Below are 25093 nucleotides of genomic sequence, written 5' to 3'. Positions count from 1 at the left end.
CCCGCCGCCCCTACCCGTCCCATCCCTGGGGGCTGCGCCCCCAGACCCCCGCTAAAAGATTGCGCAGTTCCCCGCGCCCCTTTTAGGGGCGCGGGGAACTGCGCAATCTTTTGGACCAGCCCCCACCCACCCGCAGCCGACACGCAACCCCCCGGGGTCGAAGGGGCGGAGCCCCTGGGGATGGGACGGGTAGGGGCGGCGGGGGCGGAAGACGCTACAGCAGCGAGGGCACCTCGGACGCGGAGACGGAGCGGGCCGCTCGTTCCAGGGCGCTGGCGAGGAGGGCCAAGTCCGTGGGGCCGTTGCCGAGTTCGCGTACGGGGCGGCGGGCCGGAGGGTCGCCCATGCGGTGCCACTCCAGGGGGACGACGGTGGGGCGGAGGGTGGCGGTGCGAGGGATGCGTCCGGTGACCCGACCGCCCTGGAAGGGAGTGTCCCGGCCGTCGGGGCGGAGGAGCCGCCCTCGACCGGGACCGGGTTCGTCCGGTCCCACCGACGGCACGTCGAGCGCGATACGCAGCGCGGCGGACCGAGCCAGCTCGGACCCCGCCGTACGCCCATCCACCCCGGCCGCCGCCACCAGGTGCACCCCCAACCGCTCCCCCTCACGGGCAACGGCCTCCAACGCCCGCACGACCGACCCCGCCGAGGGCCGCCCGGGCGACCCCAACGCCGGAGAGAGCAGCGCGTCCAGATCATCGACCACCACGACAAGCCGGGCGAGCGGCGGCCCGGGCTCCGTACGCTCCCGCGAAGCCGCAGGCCGCAACCGCATGGTCGAACTCGGCGGCGCGTCGAGATCCGCGGCACCGGACGACGACGCACCGGGCACCATGCCGGACGAAGCCGACTTGGCCGAGCGCTGAGCCACGATCCGGCCGGGCACCTGTCGCCGGGTATGCCACTCCACGAAGTCGAGCCGCCCCAGCAGCTCGGCCCGCCGCTTCAGCTCGGCACTGAGGGCCTGGGCGAACTCCCGCATCCGTACGGGGTCGTTGGCGGTGAGGTGGGTGGTGACATGCGGGAGATCCGTACAGACCTGGAGCCCCTCGCCCCGCCCCGCGCCATTGCCCCCGATGCCGTCCCGCCCGTCTATCAGGACGATCCCGAGCCGGTCGGGCCGCTCCGCCGCGGCGAGGGACGCGGCGATCGAGCGCAGCAGTTCCGTACGGCCGCTGCCCGACGGGCCCTCGATCAGCAGATGCGGGCCCTCGGCGGGGAGATCCACGGCGACTGGCCCGCGCGGCCCGGCGCCGAGGACGGCCCGGGCGCGCCCACCGAGTGCTTCCGTGTCGTCCGCCGCGTCCGCCCAACGTGCCATCAGGGAGGCGGGAGTGGCTCGTGCGAGCCCCAACTCGTCGAGCAGACGGGACATGGGGGGCAAGGGCGCGGACACGCGCGCGTGCCGGTCGCCGTAGGTGCCGTGCGTGCCGTCCGTGCGCAAGGGCGCGAGGGCCCGCGCGAACCGCTCGGCCCACGCGACCGACACGGCGTCGATCGCCGCGACGGTGCCGTGGCCCACGGGACCGCGCGGCCGGTGTCCGGTGAAGCCGGGGTGGGTGTGGCCGCCGTGCGGCGAACTGCCGTCTGCGGACCCGGTGTTCGGGGAGCCCGTGTGGGCGGGCCCGGGGTGCGTCGAACCGCCGTGGGCCGGTCCGCCGCGTGGGGATCCGCCGTGAGCGTGCTCGCCGTGGGGCTGTCCGGCGGCGGCCCCGCCACGCGGGCGGTCCACGGATTCGGCTCGCGTGGACCCTCCGAGTCCGGCCCGGCCGGCCCCCGCTGCGTCACCCTGCCCGTGCCGTGTGGCTCCCCTCGGTGGGGAGCTCGCGGGGCCGCCCGGCGCGATCCGCATCAGCCGCAGTGCCGTGGCCACGTCTCCGCTGAGCAGGGCGACCGCCCCGCACTCCCGGAACGCGGGCGACGCCTCGCATGCCGCTTCGTACGTCTCCGTCACCGGTGACGCGGGCGACGCCGCCGGGGTCTCGGCGAGGCACACCACATGGATCCCGGCCCGCGCCCCCTCGTGCGCCAGCCGCACCACGGCCTCGCGTACGTCGGCGCCCCCGGGGTCCCCGTCCACGACCACCACGGTGTACGGCCCGTCGAAGCCCGTGTCCGCCGGGTCCTCGTCCCGCGCCCAGGAGGGCCGCCGGGCCCCGCCGCGCAGGTCGGTGCCCTGGCGATCGTCCCGGGCCTGCGTGCCGCCGACGCCGTAGGTGCTGATCGGGGCGGGACCGCCCGCCGTGCCACCCGTTTCCGTCAGGTGGTCCTCCAGGCGGCGGAGGAGTTCGTCCATGCGGGCCGTCGCCTGTTCGCGGTCGTAGGCGAGGAGGAGGCGGCAGTCCTGGCCGTGGGTGGGGCGGACGTGGGGGAGCCAGCCCAGCCAGGACCACTCGGCGGTGCGCTCCTGGACGGTGCGGGAGCGGTCCGTGCTGATCAGGACGATTTCGAGGGCGTCGGGGGAGTGCAGCGCGGTGAGCTGGGCCACCACCGCGCGGGCCAGGCCCGCGAGGCGCGGACGCGGTCCGGCCAGGCCCAGCGCGCCGGCCTCCCGCAGCCCCGCGGTGACCGGCACCGCGGGCAGCAGGCCCGAGCCGTCGGGCGCCGCACGGTCGGCCGTGCCCAGCCGCACGGTCAGCGCCTCCGGGTGACCGGGGCCGCGCTCCCACAGCCGGGGTCCCGGCCCCAGCGCGGTGAGCAGCAGCGTCGCGGGGTCGGGCCAGCTCTCCGGGGACTGGGACACCGTCGGGAGGGGGTCCTCCGCCGCGGTTTCCTCGTCGTCGTACGGGTCCTGTCCGGCTCCCGTCGGTCCACCGCGTCCGCCGGTCAGCCGCCGGGCCCACGCGCCGATCCCGCCGCGCCTGCGCACGCCCGGCGGGACGTCCGTGCCCCGCTGGGGAGTGCCCTTGCGGGTGCCTCCGGTTCCCGGGCCGGAGGCATCGTCCTCACCCCCGGCCGGGGGTTCGCCGTGTCCGCCGGGCGCGGAGGTGCCGTCGCGTCCGGCGCCGTCGCGCGGCCGGGTCTCGATGCGGGGCGCCCCGCCCTGTTCGGGCACCACGGAGGGTGTGGGAATGGGCCTGCCGGACGGCGCGGTGTGCGGGTCGGCCGGACCGCGCTCCTGCGTCCCGCCCCCGCCCGGGACTCCTCCCGCGGCTCCCCACTCCGCCGATCCATAGGCGTGATGCGTGTCACCGGCGGGCGGCGGGACCGCGGTGCCGCCGGGTTTCCCGGCGGCCGGGGTGCGGGCGGCGCCCCCCACGCGCGCGTGGGGCACGGTCGCGGCCGGTGACGCCGGCCCTGGGCGGGCGGCGCTGCCGTCACCCCGGGTTCCCGTGCCGGGCCCGGCAGCGGCGGTCACGCGCACGTGCCCCTCGCCGTCCGGCGCCGTCCCCAGGGCCCCCGTGGCCCCGGGCGGAGTCAGCCGCAGTGCGGTCTCGCCGACCCTGAGGAGGGCACCCGGAGCGAGGCGGACCGGGCGGGTGCCGACGCGGGTGCCGTCCAGCGTCGTGCCGTTCGTGGAGCCGAGGTCGGCGACCGAGACGCGGCCCTCGGGGGTGACCGTGACCGCGCAGTGCAGGCGGGAGACGTCGGGGTCGTCCAGAGGCACGTCCGCGTCGGCGGAGCGGCCGATGTGGATCTGGCCGCCGTGCAGGAGGTGGACGCCGCCGGCGTCGGGGCCCGCGACCACATGGAGCTGGGCGGCGCCGTCGTCCACGTCGGGGCCGGGCTCCGCGGGGCTGCCCAGGGACAGCACGGCACCGTCCGTCAGGGGCGGCTCGCCCAGTGTGCAGCGCTGCGCGTCGAGGCGCTCCGCGCCCGCGTACAGCACGACCTGGCTGTAATCACCCCCGCCGACCGCCGAGGCGAGCCCCGACGCGACCGCGGCCAGCGCCGTCCCGGCGGGCGCGGTGACCAGCACATCGCAGGCCGCGGCTCGCCCCCGCGGCTCCGAGGGCGGGCCCAGCGGGTCTACGACGGTCAGCCGGATCTGCATCGCCGTCAGCGGTCCCTTCCGCGCAGGTGTCCGCGACGAGGACGAGGCTGCGCTGTGGTCCCCCCACCGCAGATTCCCCCACCGCACACGGGCACGTCGGCCAGTACTGAAGGCATCCTCGCACCTGCCACTGACAACACGCCCGGCACCCACCCGTAAGTGATCTTGATTGGTCGGCTCTGCCCGCAAAAGTGCCTGCCCAGTGCCCGACCGGTGCCCGCTTGAGATCGGTCACGCCCGCACTCCGGCAACCAACGACCCCGGCCGAGCGTCTTTCCATCGAACATGTACGGGAAGGCGTACGTAACCGCTTATGCGGAACACAACCGCCTGTGGGACCCATGGGAAGCACAGAAAGACAACAGCCCAGTGCCCTGTACGGCGGCACTACAGTGGGTCGGAACACCTGTACCACGGTGATCACGATGGATGGACCAGGCAAGCAAGCAACAGGGAGCGCATGACGTGCGGCCGGTAGGGAGCAAGTACCTCCTTGAGGAGCCGCTGGGGCGCGGCGCCACAGGCACCGTCTGGCGAGCCCGCCAGAGGGAGACCGCGGGCGCCGAGGCGGCCGTGGCCGGGCAGCCCGGCGAGACCGTGGCGATCAAGGTCCTCAAGGAGGAGCTCGCCAGCGACGCGGACATCGTGATGCGGTTCCTGCGGGAGCGCTCCGTGCTGCTCCGGCTGACCCACCCGAACATCGTGCGCGTACGGGACCTCGTCGTCGAAGGCGATCTGCTCGCCCTCGTCATGGACCTGATCGACGGGCCCGATCTGCACCGCTACCTGCGCGAGAACGGGCCCTTCAGCCCCGTCGCCGCCGCCCTCCTCACCGCGCAGGTCGCCGACGCGCTCGCCGCCAGCCATGCCGACGGCGTCGTCCACCGCGACCTGAAGCCCGCGAACGTCCTGCTCAAGCAGGACGGCGGCCAGATGCACCCGATGCTCACGGACTTCGGCATCGCCCGGCTCGCCGACTCCCCGGGCCTCACCCGCACCCACGAGTTCGTCGGCACCCCCGCCTATGTCGCGCCCGAGTCCGCGGAGGGGCGTCCGCAGACGTCCGCCGTCGACATCTACGGAGCGGGCATCCTGCTGTACGAGCTGGTCACCGGGCGTCCGCCGTTCGGCGGCGGCTCCGCCCTCGAGGTGCTGCACCAGCACCTGAGCGCCGAGCCGCGCCGCCCTTCGACCGTCCCGGACCCGCTGTGGACCGTCATAGAACGCTGTCTGCGCAAGAACCCGGACGAGCGGCCGAGCGCCGAGAACCTCGCGCGCGGGCTGCGCGCCGTCGCCGCGGGCGTCGGTGTGCACGCGAACGCCGCGCAGATCGCCGCCGCCGACGCCGTGGGGGCACTGCTCGCCCCCGACCCGGCCCCGGCGGCCGTCCCGGGCATGCCCGGAGCCGCCGATCCCACGCAGGTGCTGCCGCACGGCGCGGGCGCGTACGACCCGAACGGCGCGACCAGCGTCCTGCCGCACACCGGTGACGCCGACCCCACCTCCGTCCTCCCGCACCGTGGCGCGGCCGATCCGACCGCCGTCATGCCGCCCGTGCCGCAGCACCAGCCGGGCGGGCAGCCCGGCCAGTTCGGCCAGCCCGGTCAGGCCGAGGACCCGCATCCCTGGCAGAACCAGCTGCGCGCGGCCCGCGACCGCAACGAACAGACGCAGATCCAGTACCTCGACCCGAACGAGGACCCGCTGCGCCGCCGTCCCCAGCGGCAGGTCGCACGCCCCCAGCAGCGCCCTCAGCAGCAGCGACCGCCGCAGGGCCAGCAGCCGCCGCCCGGGTACGGGTATCCGCAGCAGCAGCCGCAGCAGTACGCGCCTCAGCAGCCGCAGCAGTACGCACCGCAGCAGCCCCAGCACCAGCAGCCGCAGCGGTACGCCCCCGCGCCCCAGCAGCAGCCTCAGCCGCAGCGGTACGCGCCGGCGCCGCAGGAGCCCCAGCAGCCCGCGCCGCGACAGCCCCGTCAGCGCAGCTCCAACCCCATGAAGATTCCGGGGCTCGGCTGTCTGAAGGGATGCCTGTTCACCATCGTCATCCTGTTCGTCGCCGGGTGGCTGGTCTGGGAGTTCAGTCCCCTCCAGGACTGGATCGGTTCGGGCAAGAGCTACTTCGCCCAGCTGAAGGACTGGTTCAACACCGTCAGCGGCTGGATCGGCGATCTCGGCGGGGGCGGCTCCTCCGGCAACTGAACCTCGGGAACGACTGTCTCTGGGACCTGCCCCTGGAGACCTGTCCCTGGGGACAACTGCCCCTAGGGACAGCTGACTCTGGAGATTTGTCGACACCTGACGGGTGATTTCCGTCCCCGAGGTGAGGATCGGCTCGTCGGACGCGTAGTTTTGTCGGCTGGGGGCCGGGGGTCACCCCCGGGACGGCGCAGCAGCGACAACCACGCGTCTGTAGGAGCAGTCTTGGCACGCAAGATCGGGAGCCGGTACACCGCGAACCAGATTCTGGGGCGGGGCAGCGCCGGCACGGTGTGGCTGGGCGAGGGGCCGGAGGGGCCCGTCGCCATCAAGCTGCTGCGCGAGGACCTCGCGTCCGACCAGGAGCTCGTCGGGCGTTTCGTCCAGGAGCGCACGGCGCTGCTGGGCCTCGACGACCCGCATGTGGTCGCGGTCCGCGACCTGGTGGTGGACGGGAACGACCTCGCGCTCGTCATGGATCTCGTACGGGGTACGGATCTCCGCACCCGGCTCGACCGGGAGCGGCGGCTCGCCCCCGAGGCCGCGGTCGCGATCGTCGCGGATGTCGCGGACGGGCTCGCGGCCGCGCACGCCGCCGGGGTCGTCCACCGGGACGTGAAGCCCGAGAACGTCCTGCTCGACATGCAGGGCCCGCTCGGCCCCGGCGGATCGCACCCCGCGCTGCTGACCGATTTCGGTGTGGCGAAACTCATCGACTCACCTCGCCGGACCCGGGCCACGAAGATCATCGGTACGCCGGACTACCTCGCGCCCGAGATCATCGAGGGGCTGCCGCCGCGGGCCGCCGTCGACATCTACGCGCTGGCGACCGTCCTGTACGAGCTCCTCGCCGGCTTCACGCCCTTCGGGGGCGGACACCCGGGCGCGGTCCTGCGCCGCCATGTCACGGAGACCGTGGTCCCGCTCCCCGGCATCCCGGACGAGCTCTGGCAGCTGATCGTGCAGTGCCTGGCGAAGGCGCCGGCGTCGCGGCTGCGAGCGTCGGAGCTGGGGGCGCGGCTGCGGGAGCAGTTGCCGTTGCTGGCGGGGATGCCGCCGTTGGACGTGGATTCGCCGGACGCGGAGTCGGAGGACGGGGACGAGGCGTACGAGGAGGCGGCGGAGCCGTCCGCTCCCGCCTCGGCGCGGGTTCGGCGGGGGGCTGTGCCGCTGGTGTCCGGGGCCGCGCCCGACTCCAACCGGGACACCCATACGTCGATGAGGGTGCCCGGGCCGGACGAGCTGGCGGGGGGCGCTCGCGGTACGGCTCGCGCGCCGCGGGCCGCGGGGGCTCCCCGGCCGGGGTCGGCCCGGCATCGGGCCTCCGCCCGGCGGCGGCGGATCACGCTGGGGGCGGCGGCTGTCGTTCTCGTCGCCGCGGTGGGGGTCGGTACCTGGCTCGCCACGTCGGGCGACGACGCCGACGCGACCCCCCAGGACACGAAGAACTCGGCACCGGCCTCTCCGTAGGGCGTTCTTTCGCCCCCGCCGCCCCTACCCGTCCCATCCCGTTCCTGGGGGCTGCGCCCCCAGACCCCCCTGGGTTGTGTGTCGTCTGCGGGGCGGTGGGGGCTGGTCGCGCAGTTCCCCGCGCCCCTAAAAGACAAAAGACAACAGCACCCGGGGCGGGCCGGGGGCGATGGGGCGTAGCCCCGAGCCGTCAGGGGCGCGGGGAACTGCGCGACCAGCCCTCACCCACCCGCAGCCGAAAATCCCACCCCCATAGCGGTCGACGTCGGCGTACCGGCCCCGCAGGGGCGAGGGGCGAGCCCCGCTTGTCGTAGCCGTTACGCTGGAGGCGTGGCAGTCGTCGATGTATCCGAAGAGCTCAAGTCCCTCTCCTCGACCATGGAGTCGATCGAGGCCGTCCTGGACCTCGACAAGCTGAGGGCAGATGTCGCCGTGCTCGAGGAGCAGGCGGCCGCGCCGTCCCTGTGGGACGACCCGGACGAGGCGCAGAAGATCACCAGCAAGCTGAGCCACCTCCAGGCGGAGGTCAGGAAGGCCGAGGCGCTGCGCGGGCGTATCGACGATCTGAGCGTGCTCTTCGAGATGGCCGAGGAGGAGGACGACCCGGACACCCGTGCCGAGGCCGACGCCGAGCTCGTCGCCGTCAAGAAGGCGCTGGACGAGATGGAAGTCCGGACGCTGCTCTCCGGGGAGTACGACTCCCGTGAGGCCGTCGTCACCATCCGTGCCGAGGCCGGCGGCGTCGACGCCTCCGACTTCGCCGAGAAGCTGCAGCGCATGTACCTGCGCTGGGCCGAGCGCCACGGCTACAAGACGGAGCTCTACGAGACCTCGTACGCGGAAGAGGCGGGGATCAAGTCCACCACCTTCGCCGTCCACGTCCCGTACGCGTACGGCACGCTCTCCGTGGAGCAGGGCACCCACCGGCTCGTGCGCATCTCGCCGTTCGACAACCAGGGGCGTCGCCAGACCTCCTTCGCCGGTGTCGAGATCCTGCCCGTGGTCGAGCAGACCGACCACATCGAGATCGACGAGTCCGAGCTGCGGGTGGATGTGTACCGGTCGTCGGGCCCCGGCGGCCAGGGCGTCAACACCACCGACTCCGCGGTGCGGCTGACCCACCTTCCCACCGGCATCGTCGTGTCGTGTCAGAACGAGCGGTCGCAGATCCAGAACAAGGCCAGCGCCATGAACGTTCTGCAGGCCAAGCTCCTTGAGCGGCGCCGGCAGGAGGAGCAGGCCAAGATGGACGCCCTCAAGGGCGACGGCGGCAACTCCTGGGGCAACCAGATGCGTTCGTACGTCCTGCACCCGTACCAGATGGTCAAGGACCTGCGCACCGAGTTCGAAGTCGGTAACCCGGAGTCCGTGTTCAACGGTGAGATCGACGGCTTCCTGGAGGCCGGAATTCGCTGGCGCAAGCAGCAGGAGAAGTAGGCGGGCATTGCGCGGGCGCATTCGCGCCCCTTTGACGCCTCTTTGTCGACAAGGCAACTGCCGCCCATCGGGCGGCAGTTGCCTTTTGTGTGAGGGTTGTCTGGGTTTTACGTCACAGTCACATGTCCTCACGGCAGGCAAATGATGTTGATCCGGACATCGCGTACGCAACGACCTTGACGTTGCTTTGAAAACTGGGAAGGGTAACGGGTGGCATGCGTATCTCTGGGGCGCATGTGAACCGGGGGGCTTGAGAAAAGCCACCTGTGACGCCGTGGCCCCGGGCGCTGCTCCATTGACGATCAGCTACTGGGGGTAGCAGGCAGATGACCAAGAAGACGCGGATCCGTGTGGCGCGGATAGCCGCCGGTGCGGTGATTGCCGCCGGTGCTTCGCTGACCGCGGCGGGTGCCGCCTCGGCGCTCGACCTCAATGTCGGCATCGGTGTCAACGCGGGCGACGAGGACCCGAGCCCGACTCCGACCGAGACCGGCATCCCGACGACGCCCACGGACCCGACCACGGACCCGGCGCCCACCGAGACGGTCCCGACCGACCCGCCGAGCACCGACCCGGAGCCGACGGCCACCACGCCGACCGACGACCCGACGGAGCCCACCGAGGAGCCGACCGAGCCGACGGAGGACCCGGACCCGACCGCCACGACCGAGCCCTCGGACGGCTCCACCAGCGGCTCCGGCTCCACCGGCGGCAACAGCAACACCGACCCCGACGGCGGGTCCTCCACCCAGGAAGAGGGCTCCTCGGCCCTCACCGACACGGGCTCGGACACCTCGGCCCAGGGCAAGAGCGACGGCGAGCTGGCCGAGACGGGTGCCGGTCAGACCGCGTTCCTGCTCATCGGTGCCGCCACGATGATCGCCGGCGGTATCGGCTTCCGCCTGCTGCCGCGTCTCGCGGGCGGCCGCGGCGCCGCTGCGTGACGTACTGACGTACCTGTGCGTGAGAAGGGCCCGGAGCAACCGCTCCGGGCCCTTCTCGTGTCACAGGGGTGGGGCTGAGCGCCGTAACGCCGCCTTCGCGGTTCTCACACCGTCTGGTGGGCCACCAGCGCCAGAGCCGCGATCAGCACGGCCAGCAGGGCGATCAGTGCCATGGGGTTCAGGCCGGCGAAGGGGCTCTCCTGCTGGAGTCGCTCCCGGTTCGCGCGGCAGACGGGGCAGCGGCCCTCGCTCACAGGCGCCGCGCAGTTAGCGCACACCAATCGGTCGTACGTCATGCGCTCGCCCTCCTTGCGCCTTCTCGGCGTACACAACGCTCTACTTAACGCTGCGGGGAACGCAACCGTTCCCCTTCCACTGTGCCAGGTTCCACGGATTTCGGCGCGGTTCGCCTTATCCTGCCCTGCGCTCCGCGGGTTAGGCCGGGCGCTCTGGGTGGGGTGGCTGGGGTTCGGGGCGCGGCTGGCGGTCCGGTGGGGGCTGGGCGCGCAGTTCCTCGCGCCCCTTTGGGGCGCTCCACTGGGGGCGTTTCCAAGCACCGGTCGAAGCCCTATACAAAACCCTGTACAAAGCTCTGTGCGAAGTTCTGCACAAATACGTACAAGCCCCGTGCAAGCCCTACCAGCGCCTGCGCTTGCGTGCTCGGGTCGCGTATGGTCACGCACACCTACCCCCGGCGACCCGTGGTGCATCCGTGATCCGATTCGACAACGTCTCCAAGGTCTACCCCAAGCAGACCCGGCCCGCTCTCAGGGATGTCACCCTGGAGGTCGAGCGCGGAGAGTTCGTGTTCCTCGTGGGGTCCTCCGGCTCCGGAAAGTCCACCTTCCTGCGGCTGATCCTCCGCGAGGAGCGGACCAGTCACGGCCAGGTGCACGTCCTGGGCAAGGACCTCGCGCGCCTCTCCAACTGGAAGGTGCCGCAGATGCGGCGCCAGCTGGGGACCGTCTTCCAGGACTTCCGTCTCCTGCCGAACAAGACGGTCGCCGAGAACGTGGCCTTCGCACAGGAGGTCATCGGCAAGTCGCGCGGTGAGATCCGCAAGTCCGTGCCCCAGGTGCTCGACCTCGTCGGTCTGGGCGGCAAGGAGGACCGGATGCCCGGCGAGCTGTCCGGTGGTGAGCAGCAGCGCGTGGCCATCGCGAGAGCCTTCGTGAACCGGCCCAAGCTCCTCATCGCCGACGAGCCGACCGGAAACCTCGACCCGCAGACCTCCGTCGGCATCATGAAGCTGCTCGACCGCATCAACCGGACGGGCACGACTGTGCTGATGGCGACGCACGACCAGAACATCGTGGACCAGATGCGCAAGCGCGTCATCGAGCTGGAGCAGGGCCGTCTCGTCCGCGACCAGGCGCGCGGCGTCTACGGCTACCAGCACTGATCATCGTCCACGGAAAGGTCTGAAGAAGACGCCATGCGCGCCCAGTTCGTTCTGTCGGAGATCGGTGTCGGTCTCCGCCGCAATCTGACCATGACCTTCGCGGTCGTCGTCTCGGTCGCCCTCTCGCTCGCCCTGTTCGGCGGTTCGCTCCTGATGAGCGACCAGGTGAGCACGATGAAGGGCTACTGGTACGACAAGGTCAACGTCTCGATCTTCCTCTGCAACAAGAGCGACGCCGAGTCCGACCCCAACTGCGCCAAGGGCGCGGTGACCACCGACCAGAAGAAGCAGATCCTCGCCGACCTGGACAAGATGTCGACGGTCGTCCAGAAGGTCACCTACGAGTCGTCGGACCAGGCCTACAAGCACTACAAGGAGCAGTTCGGCGACTCCCCGCTGGCCAGCTCCCTCACGCCGGACCAGATGCAGGAGTCGTACCGCATCAAGCTGAAGGACCCGGAGAAGTACCAGGTCATCGCGACCGCCTTCGACGGGCGGGACGGCGTGCAGTCCGTGCAGGACCAGAAGGGCATCCTGGACAACCTCTTCGGGCTGCTCAACGGCATGAACTGGGCCGCACGGGCGGTGATGGCCATGATGCTCGTCGTCGCGCTCATGCTGATCGTCAACACCGTGCGCGTGTCCGCCTTCAGCCGGCGGCGCGAGACCGGGATCATGCGGCTCGTCGGCGCCTCCGGGTTCTATATCCAGGCGCCGTTCATCATGGAGGCCGCGGTCGCCGGGCTCATCGGCGGTGGTGTCGCCTGCGGCTTCCTGCTGATCGCCCGCTACTTCATCATCGACCACGGTCTGGCCCTGTCCGAGAAGCTGAACCTGATCAACTTCATCGGCTGGGACGCCGTTCTGACGAAGCTGCCGCTCATCCTCGCGACGAGTCTGCTGATGCCCGCGCTGGCCGCTTTCTTCGCGTTGCGCAAGTACCTCAAGGTGTGACGCATGCCAAGGGGGCCGTACTGCCAACCGGCGGTGCGGCCCCTTGCGTTGTCCTAGACTCACCGCCATGTCAGGTCGTGACCTGTTCTGTGAGCCCCGCCGCATCCGCCGCGGGGCCGCCCTGACATTGGTGTTCGCGAGCGTCCTCGTCGCCGGTGCGGCGACCGGATCCTTCTCCGACCCGGGTCCGAAATCCTCTTCCTCCCCCTCTTCCCTTCCTTCTTCCGCGGCTCGTTCGGCGGCCACGAGCCACCACGAGGACGTCGCGGAGGCCGCCGCCGAGGCGATGGCCGACGGCAAGTCGCCCATGGAGGCCGCCGAGCGCGCCGTCAGCCGCAGCGGCGACCGCTGGGGCGCGGTCTACTCCCAGGGCGACTACGAGGAGTTCGAGGAGGCCCTCGACGGCCAGTACACCGGCGTCGGGCTGTGGGCCCGGCGCGAGCGTGACGGACGGATCGAGGTGACCCGCGTCCGGACGGGCTCGCCCGCGGCGGCCGCCGGGATCCGCAAGGGCGACCGGCTGCGCAGCGTCGACGGCGAGAAGGTGGACGGCCGGCCGGTCACCGAGGTCGTCTCCTTACTGCGCGGCGACGCGGACGACGCGGCCGCCGGTACGGAGGTCTCCCTCGGCCTGGAGCGCGGCACGCGCGCGTGGCGCGAGACCTTGCGCCGGGCCCGGCTCTCCACGGACTCCGTGACGGTGCGCACACTCCCCGGCGGCGTCACCGTGATCAAGGTCGCCGCCTTCACCAAGGGCGTCGGCGACGCCGTACGGGCCGCCGTCGACCAGGCGCCCGAGGACGGCGGGATCGTCCTCGACCTGCGCGGCAACTCCGGAGGCCTGGTCACCGAGGCCGTCACCGCCGCCTCCGCCTTCCTCGACGGCGGCCTCGTCGCCACCTACGACGTGGACGGACAGCAGCGCGCCCTGCACGCCGACCCCGGCGGGGACACGGCCAGACCCCTGGTCGCGCTCGTCGACGGCGGCACGATGAGCGCGGCCGAGCTGCTCACCGGAGCCCTCCAGGACCGTGGCCGCGCGGTCGTCGTGGGCTCCAGGACCTTCGGCAAGGGCTCGGTCCAGATGCCGAGCCGGCTGCCCGACGGCTCCGTCGCCGAGCTGACCGTCGGGCACTACCGCACCCCCTCCGGACGCGGTGTCGACGGCCGGGGCATCACCCCCGACCTGGAGGCGGACACGCGGTCCCTGGAGCGGGCCGAGACCGTGCTGAGCGGGCTCGGCGACGCGTCGTAGCCGACCGTTCGCGGGGCCTCGTAATCACCTTTCCCTCCGGCCCCCCTGTAGTGCGAAAATGGCCAGCACTATGAGCAAGGGAATGTATGTACCGAAGGAGTCCCAGCCCAAGCAGGGCGGGGCGGGCTCCGGCAAGCCCAAGGACGGCAAGCGCAAGATCGTCGCCCAGAACAAGAAGGCACGGCACGACTACGCGATCATCGACACCTACGAGGCCGGGCTCGTCCTGACCGGCACCGAGGTGAAGTCGCTGCGCCAGGGCCGCGCCTCGCTGGCCGACGGTTTCGTCCAGATCGACGGGGGCGAGGCGTGGCTGCACAACGCCCACATCCCCGAGTACACCCAGGGCAGCTGGACCAACCACTCCGCGCGCCGCAAGCGCAAGCTGCTCCTGCACCGCGAGGAGATCGACAAGCTGGCGTCGAAGTCCGAGGAGACGGGTCACACGATCGTGCCCCTCGTCCTGTACTTCAAGGACGGTCGCGCGAAGGCCGAGATCGCGCTCGCCCGCGGTAAGAAGGAGTACGACAAGCGGCAGACCCTGCGCGAGAAGCAGGACCGGCGGGAGTCGGACCGCGCGATCGCGGCGGCGAAGCGGAAGCAGCGCGGCCAGTAGGCGGCTGCCCCGCGGGAATAGGCTGGCATCGTCGTGCGTTGGTCACGTAAGATGGCACCAACACCGGGCAACCGGTGTGAGCATTGAAAAATCAACATGGGGATGATCGGTTTCGACAGCGGCTGTCGAAGCAGGGGAAGCGAGCCGAGGAAGCGGCAATGATCTCGTAAACCATATGTCGCAACCAATAATCGCCAATTCCAAGAGCGATTCCCAGTCCTTCGCCCTCGCTGCCTAATAACAGCGACTGAAGGACCCTAAAAGGGTGTCAGCCCGGGAGTGTTCCCGACCCGGATCCTGGCATAATCTAGGGAACTAAACCGCCGAGCCCGGTCACGGGGTTCGGTGGGAAATCAAACAGTGGCTGGGCCCGTCGGAGACTTGTTCGCGAGATCACCGGGGCCGAGAAAATCACAGCGAACTGCGCTCGGAGAAGCCCTGATTCTGCACCGTTGGACGCGGGTTCGATTCCCGCCATCTCCACTCATCCCATGTGGGTAAAGCCCCGCTGCCTCGGCAGCGGGGCTTTACCCTTTCCCTGGCCTTCCCTGACTTTCGGTGACTTTCAGCGAAGCGAGAACGTCGAAAGTCGCAGACCCCCGCTCAGCACCAGATACACGTCCTGGCGGCCCTTCGCCGCCGAGGAAAGGTCGGCCGTCACCGTCTTGTAGTCGTACGCGGATGACGTGCCGTCCGTGTGCGCCGTGCCGACCAGGGTTCCCGTGGGCGACCCGAGGCGGATCTCGACCGTGCCGGCGGAGGTCCCCGCCAGCTGTCCGGTGAACCGCGAAGCGCCCGCGCCGAGCTGGGCGTCGCTGAACCTCAGCCAGGCGCCGTCGCCCGACGACCCCACCGCGGTGCCGCGCGCCTTCGACTCGTCGACCAGGCGGACGTCCGCGTAGTCGTCGAAGTTCTCCGCCCGCGTCACCTTGGTGAGATCCCGGGCCGGGATCGTCTCGCCCTGTGCCGTCAGCGTCGTACGGGAGCGGATGTCGGAGGAGGAGGCGCCGGCCAGGACGTCATAAGTCCCCTTCTCCACCACCCACTTCGAGCGCGTGACGTCCCAGTGGGCGAGGTCCTTCGTGCGCAGCTTCAGCTTCACCGTCTTCGTCTCGCCCGGCTTCAGCGACACCCGGGCGTAGGCCTTCAGCTGCTTCAGCGGCTGTTTGTCGCGGGACACCCGCTGGTGTGTGTAGAGCTGGACGACCTCGTCGCCGGCGCGCTTGCCGGTGTTGGTGACGGCGACCTCGTAACCGCCGTCCACGCGCTTGAGGGCGCCGTAGCGGAACGAGGTGTACGAGAGGCCGTAGCCGAAGGGGTAGAGGGGCTGCCCCTTGAAGTACTGGTAGGTGCGGTCGGACTTGATGATGTCGTAGTCGAGGATCGACGGGAGGTCCGACTCCGACTGGTACCAGGTCTGGGTGAGGCGGCCCGCCGGGTTCGCGTCGCCGTAGAGGAGGTCGGCGAGGGCGTTGCCGGTTTCCTGGCCCGCGTGGGTGGTCCACAGGAGGGCGGGGACGTCCTTCTGGAGGGCGCCGAGGGTGGTCGGGTAGCTGTTCTCGACGACCACGACCGTCTTCGGGTTGGCCGCGTGCACCGCCTTGACCAGGGCTTCCTGCGAGGGTGCCAGGCCCATGTCGGTGCGGTCGTGGTCCTCGCGGCCGTTGATCGACGGCATCGAGCCGACCACGACCACCGCCGTGTCCTTGCCCTTCACCGCGGCCACGGCCTCGTCGACACCGCTGCGGACGACGTCCTTGGCGTAGTGGGCGGCCTGTTCCTTGGTGACCAGGCCGAGGGTGCCGTCGTCGCCGGCCGGGCCGAGGTAGACGGGGTTCGACCACCAGGACTCGCCGGTCTCGTATCCGGCGTACCGGAGCAGGTAGCTGCCGTCGTCCTGCTTCTCCAGCTTGAACTGCTGCTGCACGAACCAGCCGTTGGGCTGGACCTGGTCGTTGACGAAGTTCGACCAGTTGTAGCCGACGTACTTGCCGTTGGCGGCCGAGCGCAGGGTCACGATGCCGGAGCCCCAGTCGAAGACGTCGAACTGGGACGCCGTACCGGTGTCCGTGCTCTCCTTCAGGGCCGAACCGGCATCGGAGGTGCCCGCCGTGACGTACTTCCCCGTCGTGGTGTCCTTCAGCGCGATGCGGTCCGCGCCCTCGCTGCTCGCCACCGACGTGCCGAGTTTCGTCTCGATGCCCTGCTTGGGCGTGACCGCGTACGGGAGTGTGCCCGAGTACCAGTCGGTGTAGAGGGTGTCGGCGAGGGGGCCGACGACGGCGACGTTCTTCGAAGACGGCTTCAGCGGCAGCGCGTTGTCGTTCTTCAGCAGAACGGCCGCCTCCGTCGCCGCCTTCCGGGCCAGCTTCTGGTGGGCCGGGCTGTTGATCACGGACGAGTCGATGGAGCCGTACTTCCCGCCGTTCGGGTCGAATTCGCCGAGCCGGACACGGATGGCGAGGATGTGGGAGACGGCCGTGTCGACGTCCGACTCCTTCAACAGGCCTGTGGACAAGGCCGAGTTGACGGCTGTCGTGGTCGGGGCCGAGTCCGCGCTGTTGTCCGTGAAGCTGTCGATGCCGGCCTTCAGTGCGGCCGCGTCGCCCTCGGCGAGCGTGGGGTAGTAGTTCTGGGTGCCGGGGAGCAGGTTGCCGGGGGCGAAGGCGTCGGTGACGTTGAGCAGATCACGTGAACTCCAGGACCGTACGACGTCGTTCAGGTCCGGATTGACCGTGTCGGGGCGGCCGTTGACCAGGTTGTAGGAGGACATGACGCCCGTCGCCGCGTCCGCCGCGATGGCCGGCTTGAACGCCGCCTCGTCGTACTCGTGCTGCACGCGCGGGCGCAGGTCGGAGGATGTGGTCGCGCGGTGCACCTCGTTGTTGTTGGCGAGGTAGTGCTTGAGGGTGGGCGCCGTCTTGAGGTGGTCGGGGTCGCCGCCGGTCAGGCCGTCGCCGTACGCCGTGGAGATCGAGCCGGTCAGGTACGGGTCCTCGGAGTAGCCCTCCTCGTTGCGCCCCCAGCGCGGGTCGCGCAGCAGGTTCACCACCGGCGCCCAGAGGTTGAGGCCCCAGCCGTCCGGGCGCTCCTGCTGGAAGCCGCGCGCCTCGTCGCCGACCGCCGAACCGACCTGCTCGATCAGCGCCGGGTCCCAGGTCGAGGCGAGCCCGATGGCCTGCGGGAACACGGTCGTCTTGCCGAGCCAGGCGACGCCGTGCAGGGCCTCGGTGCCGGTGCGGAACGCCTGGATGCCGAGGCGGGGGATCGCGGGCTCGTACTGGTGGAGGAGGGAGACCTTCTCGTCGAGGGTCAGTCTTCCCAGGAGGTCGTCGACGCGTTCGGTGACGGGGAGCCGGGGGTCGCGGAAGGGGTAGGGGTACGAGGAGGCGGTGGCGGGGCCCGTGGTGGTGGCCAGGCCCGCGATCAGCGCGAGGGCCACGGTCACCAGGGCCGCTGTTCTCGGTCTTCCGACCGCTGTTCCCAGCCCTGCGGCCGCCGTTCTGGGTCTTCCGGGTGCGGTTCTCGGTCCTCTTCTCTTCTTGCCTTTCCTCATGACACGGCTCCTTAGGAGGTCAGCGTGCGCGGTGCGGTGCTGGCCCGCTCCGCCATCCGGGGAGCGAGCAGGGTCGCCTCCGGTACGGGCGTGCCGTCGAGCTTCTTCATCAGCAACTCCACCGCCTGCGCCCCGACTTCGGCGGACGGGATGGCGATGGAGGTGACAGGGACGCGGACGCCCTCGGCGAGTTCGTCCGGGCAGATGGCGGTGACCGACAGATCGCCGGGGACCCGCAGACCGAGCTGCTCGAAGGCGTCGATCAGCGGCTCCAGGACCGGCTCGTTGTGCACGACGACACCGGTCAACGCCGGCTGTTCACGGAGCAGTTGCTCGGCGACCCGGCGGGCGGCGGCGGGCGAGGCCTCGCAGGGGTGCACGGAGGACGCGAGTCCGCCCCGGTCGGCGGCCGCCGTGAACCCCTCCACCACGCGCTGGGCGAACGCCGTCCCCCGTACGTACACCTCGGGCGGCGAACCGACCAGCGCCACGACCCGGTGCCCGAGCCCGGCAAGGCGCTCGACGCACAGCTCGCCGGCGGCCTTGAAGTCGAGGTCGATGCAGGTCAGCCCGTCCGGCTTCGCGGGGAACCCGATGAGCACGGAAGGCCGGTCCAGTGCGCGCAGCAACGGCAGCCGGGCGTCGTGGAGTTGTACGTCCATCACGATCAGCGCGTCCACCAGCGCGGTGTCCGCGACCCGCCGCAGCCCGTCCTCGCCCTCCTCCTGGGTGAGCAGCAGGACGTCGTGGTCGTGCTGCCGCGCCGCCGTCACCACCGACACCGCGAACTGCATCACGACCGGCACATGGATGCCCGCCCGCAGCGGCACCACCAGCGCCAGGACGTTCGACCGGCTGCTGGCCAGCGCCCGCGCGCCCGCGTGCGGCCGGTAGCCCAGCTCGCGGATGCTCGCCTCGATGCGCTGCCGCGTCTCCTCGGAGATCGGGCGCTTGCCGCTGAGGGCGTACGAGACGGTGCTGGGGGACACCCCGGCGTGCCGCGCCACATCGGTGATCTTGACCATGCTCAGTTCAACTCCAACGACAGGAAGCCCGTCCCGGCCTTCGCCCGCACCTCACGCCCGCCCGCGGCCAGCCCCCAGGGCGCCGAGGGATCACTGGACGAAGCCCGCAGCGTGTCCCCCTCACGTACGACGGTGAAGGTGACGCCGCCGACCGGCACCGTCACCTGCGTGCCCCGCTCCAGGCCGTACGCGCGCAGGGTGACCCCGTCGGCGTGGTCGTAGTCGGGCCGGTCGTCCACCGCCCCGACCGGAATCACCGCGCCCGGCCGGACGAGGAGCGGCACGCTCAGGAAGCCGTGCCGCTCGCGCACCCAGCGCGGACCGGTCACCGTCCGCCCGCTCAGGAAGTGGGTCCAGGTCCCCTCGGGCACGTAGTACGAGACATCCCCGTCGTCGCTGAAGACGGGCGCGACCAGCAGATCCGGGCCGAGCATGTACTGCCGCTCCAGATGCGCGCACCCGGGGTCGTCCGGGAACTCCAGCACCATCGCCCGCATCATCGGCACGCCCTCCGCGTGGGCGGCGCGGGCAGCCTCGTACAGATAGGGCATGAGGCCGAGCTTCAGCCGGGTGAACAGCCGCAGGACGTCCACGGCCTCCTCGTCGAAGAGCCAGGGCACGCGGTACGAGGACGATCCGTGCAGTCTGCTGTGCGAGGACAGCAGACCGAAGGCGATCCACCGCTTGAACAGTGCGGGCGTCGGCGTCCCCTCGAACCCGCCGATGTCATGGCTCCAGAACCCGAACCCCGACATACCGAGGCTGAGCCCGCCGCGCAGCGACTCGGCCATCGACTCGTACGTTGCCTCGCAGTCGCCGCCCCAGTGCACCGGGAACTTCTGACTGCCGGTCGTCGCCGAGCGCGCGAAGACGACGGCCTCGTGCTCGCCCCGGTGTTTGCGGAGCACATCGAAGACGGTCTGGTTGTAGAGGTAGGTGTAGTAGTTGTGCATCCGCTCGGGGTCGGCGCCGTCCGCGTACGCCACATCCACCGGGACCCGCTCGCCGAAGTCGGTCTTGAAGCAGTCGACGCCCTGCGCGAGCAGCGCCTCCAGCTTGGCCGCGTACCACTCCCGGGCGGCCTCGCTCGTGAAGTCGACCAGCGCCATGCCCGGCTGCCACAGGTCCCACTGCCAGACACTGCCGTCGGGCCGCTTGAGCAGATGCCCGAGGGCCCGCCCCTCCGCGAAGAGCGGCGAACGCTGCGCGATGTACGGATTGATCCATACGCAGATCCGCAGCCCCTTGTCCTTCAGCCGCGCCAGCATCCCCTCCGGATCGGGGAACACCCGGGGATCCCACTGGAAGTCGCACCAGTTGAACTCGCGCATCCAGAAGCAGTCGAAGTGGAAGACGGAGAGCGGGAGTTCGCGCTCCCGCATCCCGTCGATGAAGGACGTGACGGTGGCCTCGTCGTAGGAGGTGGTGAAGGACGTCGACAGCCACAGCCCGAACGACCAGGCGGGCGGGAGGGCCGGACGTCCGGTGAGCGCCGTGTACTTGCGCAGGATGTCCTTGGGCGTCGGACCGTAGATGACGTAGTACGTCAGCTGTTGCGTCTCGGCGCTGAACTGCACCCGGGAGACCGCCTCCGAACCGACCTCGAAAGACACCCGCCCCGGATGGTCGACGAAGACCCCGTACCCCGCGTCCGTCAGATAGAACGGCACGTTCTTGTAGGCCTGTTCGGTGGCCGTGCCGCCGTCGGCGTTCCACATGTCGACGACCTGGCCGTTCTTGACGAGCGGCCCGAACCGTTCGCCGAGACCGAAGACCTGTGTCCCGACGCCGAGGTTCAGCTGTTCGCGCAGATAGTGGGCGCCGGTGGCGTCCCGCATGATGCCCATGCCCTTGGGGCCGCTGGTGGTGAGGGTGCGGCCGTGGGCGAGGAAGTCGACGTGCCAGGGGGTGGTGCGGGCGACCTTGAGGGAGAGCGCCCCGGCGGTGAGGGTCGCGTGGTCGTCGTCGTACTCCGCGACCGGAGTGAACTCGGCCTTCTGGACCTCGAATTGGGGCTTCCTCGGCTCCTCGCCCTGGAAGTGCGTGAACGTGACGCCGATGACGTCGGGTATCGGCGCGTGCGCGCTGATCGTCACGACCGGTCCCTTCAGCAGGTCGCCTCGGTGGCGGATGGGCTGCGTCGGCGCGTGGATCTCCAGGGTTCCCTGGGGCGCGCTGACATCGAGGACCTCGACCGGGTGCGCGGCGGTGACGCCTTCGCGCAGCAGCCAGTAGCCGTCGGTGAACTTCACTTTCGTACCCCTTACTTCACTGCGCCGACGGCGATGCCGCGGGTGAGGGTCCGCTGGAAGACGAGGAAGAAGACGATGGCGGGGAGGACACCGAGGAGGGCGGCCGCGTTGGTCATCGTGGCGTCCATCAGGCGTTGGCCCTGGAGGACGCCGAGTGCCACCGACACCGTCTGGTTGTCGTTGGAGATCAGCATGACCAGGGGCAGCAGGAACTCGTTCCAGGTCCAGATGAAGAAGAAGACCAGGAGCACGCCGATCGTGGGGCGGCTGACGGGGACCACGATCCGCCACAGCACCTGCCATTTGTTCGCCCCGTCGATCCGGGCGGCTTCGATGATTTCGCGGGGGAACTGGCCGAGGACGGAGGACAGGAGATAGGTCCCGAAGGCCGCCTGGATGACGGTGAACACGATGATCACGCTGAGCCGGGTGTCGTAGAGGCCCGCCTGCTTGCTCAGGTAGTAGACCGGGTAGACCAGCGCCTCCTGCGGCAGCATGTTCGCGAGGACGAAGAAGGCGAGCACCCAGGTGCGGCCCTTGATCCGGCCGATGCCGATCGCGTATGCGTTGAGGACGGAGAGGACGGCGGCGCCGATCGCCACCGAGCCGGAGATGAGGATCGAGTTGACGAGCTTCTGGCCGAAGTCCACGCGCTGCCAGAAGTCCTTCAGGCCGTCGAGGTAGAGGCCCTTGGGGAGGCTGAGCGGGCCGTGCGCGGAGTATTCGGCGGGGGACTTGACCGCGTTGATCGCGACGATGCCGAACGGCAGCACCATGAAGAGGGCCGCGATCACCAGGGCGAGGAGAACCGGATAGCGACGCAGGGCGGTCATGTGCGGAGTCCTTCCTCGGCGTCCTCGGCGCGGGTCTGGAGCTTGAGGCCGATGAGGGCCAGAGCGAGGATGATCACCGTCAGCACGGTGGAGATCGCGGCGCCGTAGCCGACCTGGGTCTTCTCGAAGAAGGTGGTGAAGGAGAAGTAGGAGGGCACGTCGGTGGCGCCGCCCGGGCCGCCCTTCGTGAGGACGTACACCGCTCCGAACACCTTCAGCGCGGCGATCGTGCACCACAGCAGGACGACGTAGATCTCGGGCCTGATCTGCGGCAGCGTGATGTGCCAGAAGCGCCGCCACCAGCCCGCGCCGTCCAGCTCGGCGGCCTCGTACAGCTGCGGATCGACGCGTTGCAGCCCCGCCATGAAGACCACCAGCGGGAAGCCGATCTGCACCCACACCATCACGCCCATGACGCTGTAGAGGGCGATGTCGGGGTCACCGAGCCAGTCCTGCTGGAGCGATCCGAGGTGGACGGCCTTCAGGAGCTCGTTCAGGGAGCCGTTGTCGGGAGCGAGGATCCAGCTCCAGACGATGCCGGCGACGGCGATCGGCAGGACCTGGGGGAGGTAGAAGCAGGCACGCAGGACCGCGGCGGTCTTCGTTCCGAAGTGCTTGCCGACGAAGTCGAAGAGGGCGGCGGCCAGGACGAGTCCGAGGACCGTCGGTACGGCGGCCATGGCGAGGACCATGAAGAGGCTGTGCCGGAACGACGCCCAGAACTCGGAATCGTCCAGCAGCTCACGGTAGTTGGCGAGCCCGGACCACTTCGGGCTGCCGACGCCCTGCCAGTCGGTGAAGCTGACGCCGGTGTTCATCAGGAACGGGACGACGATCACCGTGAGGAAGGCGAGGACGCCGGGGAGCAGGAAGAGGGCGTAGGAGTCGCGGGGGCGGCGCGGGTGCCTCACCTCGTGCGGTGTGTGGAGCACCCGGCCGTCCCGCTCGACGGTGACCGTCATGTCTTCGGTACGCCCTTGTCGTACGCCTTCTGCAACGCGCTCAGATAGGCGTCCGGTTTCTCGCTCCCGGTGATCAGCTTCTGCGTCTCGGAGACGAGGACGTCGTAGAAGCCGGCGACCGGCCAGTCGGGATAGAAGGCCAGGCCGTCTTTCCCGGAGAGGGTGTTGAAGTTGGCGATGAGTGTCTTGGCCTGCGGGTCGGTGATGGCGGCCGGGTCGGCGGCCACCGGGACTCCGCCCTTGTTGCCGAGCAGGTTCTGGATCTTCTTCGACATGGTGATGTCGATGAAGTCGTAGGCGAGATCCTTGTTCTTGGCGCCCTTGGGGACGACCCAGATGTTGCCGCCGGAGCCGAGGGTGAGGCCCGTGTCCGGCCAGAGGAAGGTGCCCCAGTCGAACTTGTTCTCCGTCTTGAAGCGGCCGTACCACCAGCTGCCGGAGAACAGGATCGGGCTCTTGCCCTGGATGAAGGAGACGCCCGCGTCCTCGGCCTTGGTGCCGCTGGACTTCTTGCTGATGTAGCCCTTCTTCACCCAGTCGGCGAAGGTCTCGGCGGCATACGTCCAGGCGGCGTCATGGAAGTCGGTCTTGCCCTTGTACAGCTCGTACGAGTCGACCCACGCGCGGTCGGCCTTCGACAGGGCCAGCTGGTAGAGGTACTGCTGGGCCATGTACTCGGCGCCGGCGTTCGCGAGCGGGGTGATGCCCTTCGCCACGAACGTGTCCATGGCGGCGGTGAGTTCGGCAAGGCTGGTGGGCTCGGCGATGCCGTACTTCTTGAAGAGGTCCTTGTTGTAGAACACCATCGTGTACTCGGCGTAGTTGGGCACGCCGTACCACTTGCCGGAGCCCATGACCCCGTTGGCGTCGTACTGGCTGATGGTCCGCACACCGCCGCTGACCTTCTTGTCCCAGCCGCGTTTGGCGGCCTCGGCGGTGAGGTCGGTCAGCAGGCCCTGCTTCGAGAGCAGACCGGCGGTCGCGTTGCCCTTGTTGTACTCCATGATGTCCGGCGCGTCGTTCGAGTTGAGGACCATCTGGGCCGTCTTCTGGATCTGCTCGAAGCCCTTCTCCTCGAACTTCACCTTCACGCCCGGATGCGTCGCCTCGAACTCCTTGATGGCCTCCTTCCAGGCCGCGCCCATCGCGCTGTCCGGCCCTTCGTAGTGCCACAGTTTCAGCGTCTTGCCGTCCGAGGAACCATTGTCCGAGTCGCCGCATGAGGCCAGCAGCAGGGTGCCCGCCAGGGCCACCGCAGCCGTCGCCACCACACGCCTTCGTGTCGTCGACATCCATTGCCTCCAGGGGAGTTGGATGGGTTTCGGGGCCGTCACGCAGCGTTCATCGAATCGATTCGATGCGTGACGTCGAAGCGCTTCGACGGGGGAAGGTATGTGGGGGCTGTGAGCGCGTCAATGGGGTGCGTCGGAATTGGGGCGGGGGTTCGACGGGTCGGACGGATGGGCGACATGGGCGCCGACGCGGATCTGTCAGCCGCCGCCGATCGCGTCGTCCCTCATCTGCCCCCCGGTGACGCGGTACCCCACACCCGGTGTGGTGGTGATGACCGGCGGGTCTCCGAGCTTGCGTCGCAGGCGGCCGATGGTGACGGTGACGGTATTGGTGAACGGGTCGGCGTGCTCGTCCCAGACCTGCTCCAGCAGGTCCTCGGCGCGGAGGAAGGCGGGCGTGGCGCGGAGCAGTGCCTCCAGCACCCCGAATTCCTTGACCGACAGGTCGAGTTGGCGCCCGTCGCGGGTGACCGTGCGGCGCAGCGGATCGAGCTCCACGCCGGCCGCGCGCAGGATCCGGGCCCGCGCGGCGGGCTGGCGGCGGGCCAGGGCGCGGATGCGCAGGACCAGCTCGGGGAAGTGGAACGGTTTGCCGAGGTAGTCGTCGGCACCCAGGCCGAGGCCGCTGACGCGGTCCCCGGGCGATCCGGCCGCGGTGAGCATGAGGACCATGATGCGGTTGTCGCCTTCGGTGATCATCCGGCAGAGGGTGTCGCCGTGGATGCCCGGCAGGTCGCGGTCGAGTACCACCACGTCATAAGCGTTGAGATCGAGCTTGGCCGCGGCCTCCAGCCCGTCCCGGGCCGTGTCCACGGCCATTCCCTGATCGCGGAGCCCTTCGGTGAGGACATCGGCGAGGGACCGGGAGTCCTCGACGACCAGGACCCTCATGTCGGGTCTCC

General features: G+C 70.3%; 17 protein-coding genes and 1 other RNA gene. 9 read left to right on the top strand and 9 right to left on the bottom strand.

What is annotated here, in order from left to right:
* Positions 1-214: 214 nt before the first annotated feature.
* On the bottom strand, positions 215-3994 hold the full coding sequence (locus OG975_RS18925; RefSeq protein WP_406330449.1) for an FHA domain-containing protein: 3780 nt from the start codon (positions 3992-3994) through the stop codon (positions 215-217).
* A 465-nt stretch (positions 3995-4459) separates the two neighbouring features.
* On the opposite strand from OG975_RS18925, the gene OG975_RS18920 reads away from it, so the two are divergent.
* The 4 genes from OG975_RS18920 (at position 4460) to OG975_RS18905 (ending at position 10044) form a co-directional block, all read left to right on the top strand.
* On the top strand, positions 4460-6196 hold the full coding sequence (locus OG975_RS18920; RefSeq protein ID WP_406330448.1) for a serine/threonine-protein kinase: 1737 nt from the start codon (positions 4460-4462) through the stop codon (positions 6194-6196).
* A 222-nt stretch (positions 6197-6418) separates the two neighbouring features.
* Complete coding sequence (locus OG975_RS18915) at positions 6419-7663, top strand: serine/threonine-protein kinase (protein ID WP_406330447.1); 1245 nt, start codon at positions 6419-6421, stop codon at positions 7661-7663.
* Positions 7664-7993: 330 nt separating this feature from the next.
* A complete protein-coding gene (gene prfB, locus OG975_RS18910; protein ID WP_406330446.1) occupies positions 7994-9100 on the top strand; it encodes a peptide chain release factor 2 in 1107 nt (368 codons plus the stop codon).
* A gap of 326 nt (positions 9101-9426) precedes the next feature.
* Positions 9427-10044, top strand: coding sequence for a hypothetical protein (locus OG975_RS18905; RefSeq protein ID WP_406330445.1), 618 nt, complete (start codon positions 9427-9429; stop codon positions 10042-10044).
* A 104-nt stretch (positions 10045-10148) separates the two neighbouring features.
* Here the strand turns inward: OG975_RS18905 and OG975_RS18900 are convergent, their stop codons facing one another.
* Positions 10149-10340 (bottom strand): hypothetical protein, encoded by a 192-nt coding sequence (locus OG975_RS18900; protein ID WP_028805018.1) that lies wholly within the window; start codon positions 10338-10340, stop codon positions 10149-10151.
* Positions 10341-10756: 416 nt separating this feature from the next.
* Between OG975_RS18900 and ftsE the strand changes: the two genes are divergently transcribed.
* From ftsE to ssrA, 5 genes are all read left to right on the top strand, one after another.
* The gene (ftsE, locus tag OG975_RS18895; RefSeq protein WP_406330444.1) at positions 10757-11446 is read left to right on the top strand and encodes a cell division ATP-binding protein FtsE; all 690 of its coding nucleotides are present in this window, start codon (positions 10757-10759) and stop codon (positions 11444-11446) included.
* Between the two features lie 33 nt (positions 11447-11479).
* A complete protein-coding gene (ftsX, locus tag OG975_RS18890; protein ID WP_406330443.1) occupies positions 11480-12400 on the top strand; it encodes a permease-like cell division protein FtsX in 921 nt (306 codons plus the stop codon).
* A 67-nt stretch (positions 12401-12467) separates the two neighbouring features.
* Positions 12468-13655 carry a S41 family peptidase gene (locus tag OG975_RS18885; protein WP_406330442.1) on the top strand — a complete coding sequence of 396 codons (1188 nt, stop codon included), beginning with the start codon at positions 12468-12470 and terminating at the stop codon, positions 13653-13655.
* Positions 13656-13737: 82 nt separating this feature from the next.
* Positions 13738-14271: an SsrA-binding protein SmpB gene (gene smpB / locus OG975_RS18880; RefSeq protein ID WP_406336334.1), complete on the top strand. Its 534-nt coding sequence runs from the start codon at positions 13738-13740 to the stop codon at positions 14269-14271.
* A 98-nt stretch (positions 14272-14369) separates the two neighbouring features.
* Positions 14370-14757: a transfer-messenger RNA gene (gene ssrA / locus OG975_RS18875) on the top strand.
* A gap of 79 nt (positions 14758-14836) precedes the next feature.
* Here ssrA and OG975_RS18870 read toward each other — a convergent pair.
* The 7 genes from OG975_RS18870 to OG975_RS18840 all read right to left on the bottom strand — a co-directional run bounded on the left by OG975_RS18870 (position 14837) and on the right by OG975_RS18840 (position 25082).
* A complete protein-coding gene (locus OG975_RS18870; protein ID WP_406330441.1) occupies positions 14837-17719 on the bottom strand; it encodes a glycoside hydrolase family 3 C-terminal domain-containing protein in 2883 nt (960 codons plus the stop codon).
* A 119-nt stretch (positions 17720-17838) separates the two neighbouring features.
* A complete protein-coding gene (locus tag OG975_RS18865) occupies positions 17839-18852 on the bottom strand; it encodes a LacI family DNA-binding transcriptional regulator (RefSeq protein WP_406330440.1) in 1014 nt (337 codons plus the stop codon).
* A 2-nt stretch (positions 18853-18854) separates the two neighbouring features.
* The gene (gene yicI, locus OG975_RS18860) at positions 18855-21104 is read right to left on the bottom strand and encodes an alpha-xylosidase (RefSeq protein WP_406330439.1); all 2250 of its coding nucleotides are present in this window, start codon (positions 21102-21104) and stop codon (positions 18855-18857) included.
* Between the two features lie 11 nt (positions 21105-21115).
* Positions 21116-21937 (bottom strand): carbohydrate ABC transporter permease, encoded by an 822-nt coding sequence (locus OG975_RS18855; RefSeq protein WP_330304964.1) that lies wholly within the window; start codon positions 21935-21937, stop codon positions 21116-21118.
* Positions 21934-22899, bottom strand: coding sequence for a sugar ABC transporter permease (locus OG975_RS18850; protein WP_327429137.1), 966 nt, complete (start codon positions 22897-22899; stop codon positions 21934-21936). The genes OG975_RS18855 and OG975_RS18850 overlap by 4 nt, the downstream gene beginning before the upstream one ends.
* Positions 22896-24191: an ABC transporter substrate-binding protein gene (locus OG975_RS18845; protein WP_406330438.1), complete on the bottom strand. Its 1296-nt coding sequence runs from the start codon at positions 24189-24191 to the stop codon at positions 22896-22898. Before OG975_RS18845 ends, OG975_RS18850 begins: the two co-directional genes overlap by 4 nt.
* 198 nt (positions 24192-24389) lie before the next feature.
* Entirely contained in the window at positions 24390-25082 is a 693-nt protein-coding gene (locus OG975_RS18840) for a response regulator transcription factor (protein WP_406330436.1), read from the bottom strand.
* Between the last annotated feature and the right edge of the window lie 11 nt (positions 25083-25093).

The sequence above is a fragment of the Streptomyces sp. NBC_00203 genome (genome assembly GCF_045206325.1).
GTDB lineage: Bacteria > Actinomycetota > Actinomycetes > Streptomycetales > Streptomycetaceae > Streptomyces > Streptomyces lutosisoli.
Note: the sequence above shows the minus strand (reverse complement) of the source record. Positions and strands in the feature narration are given on the sequence as shown.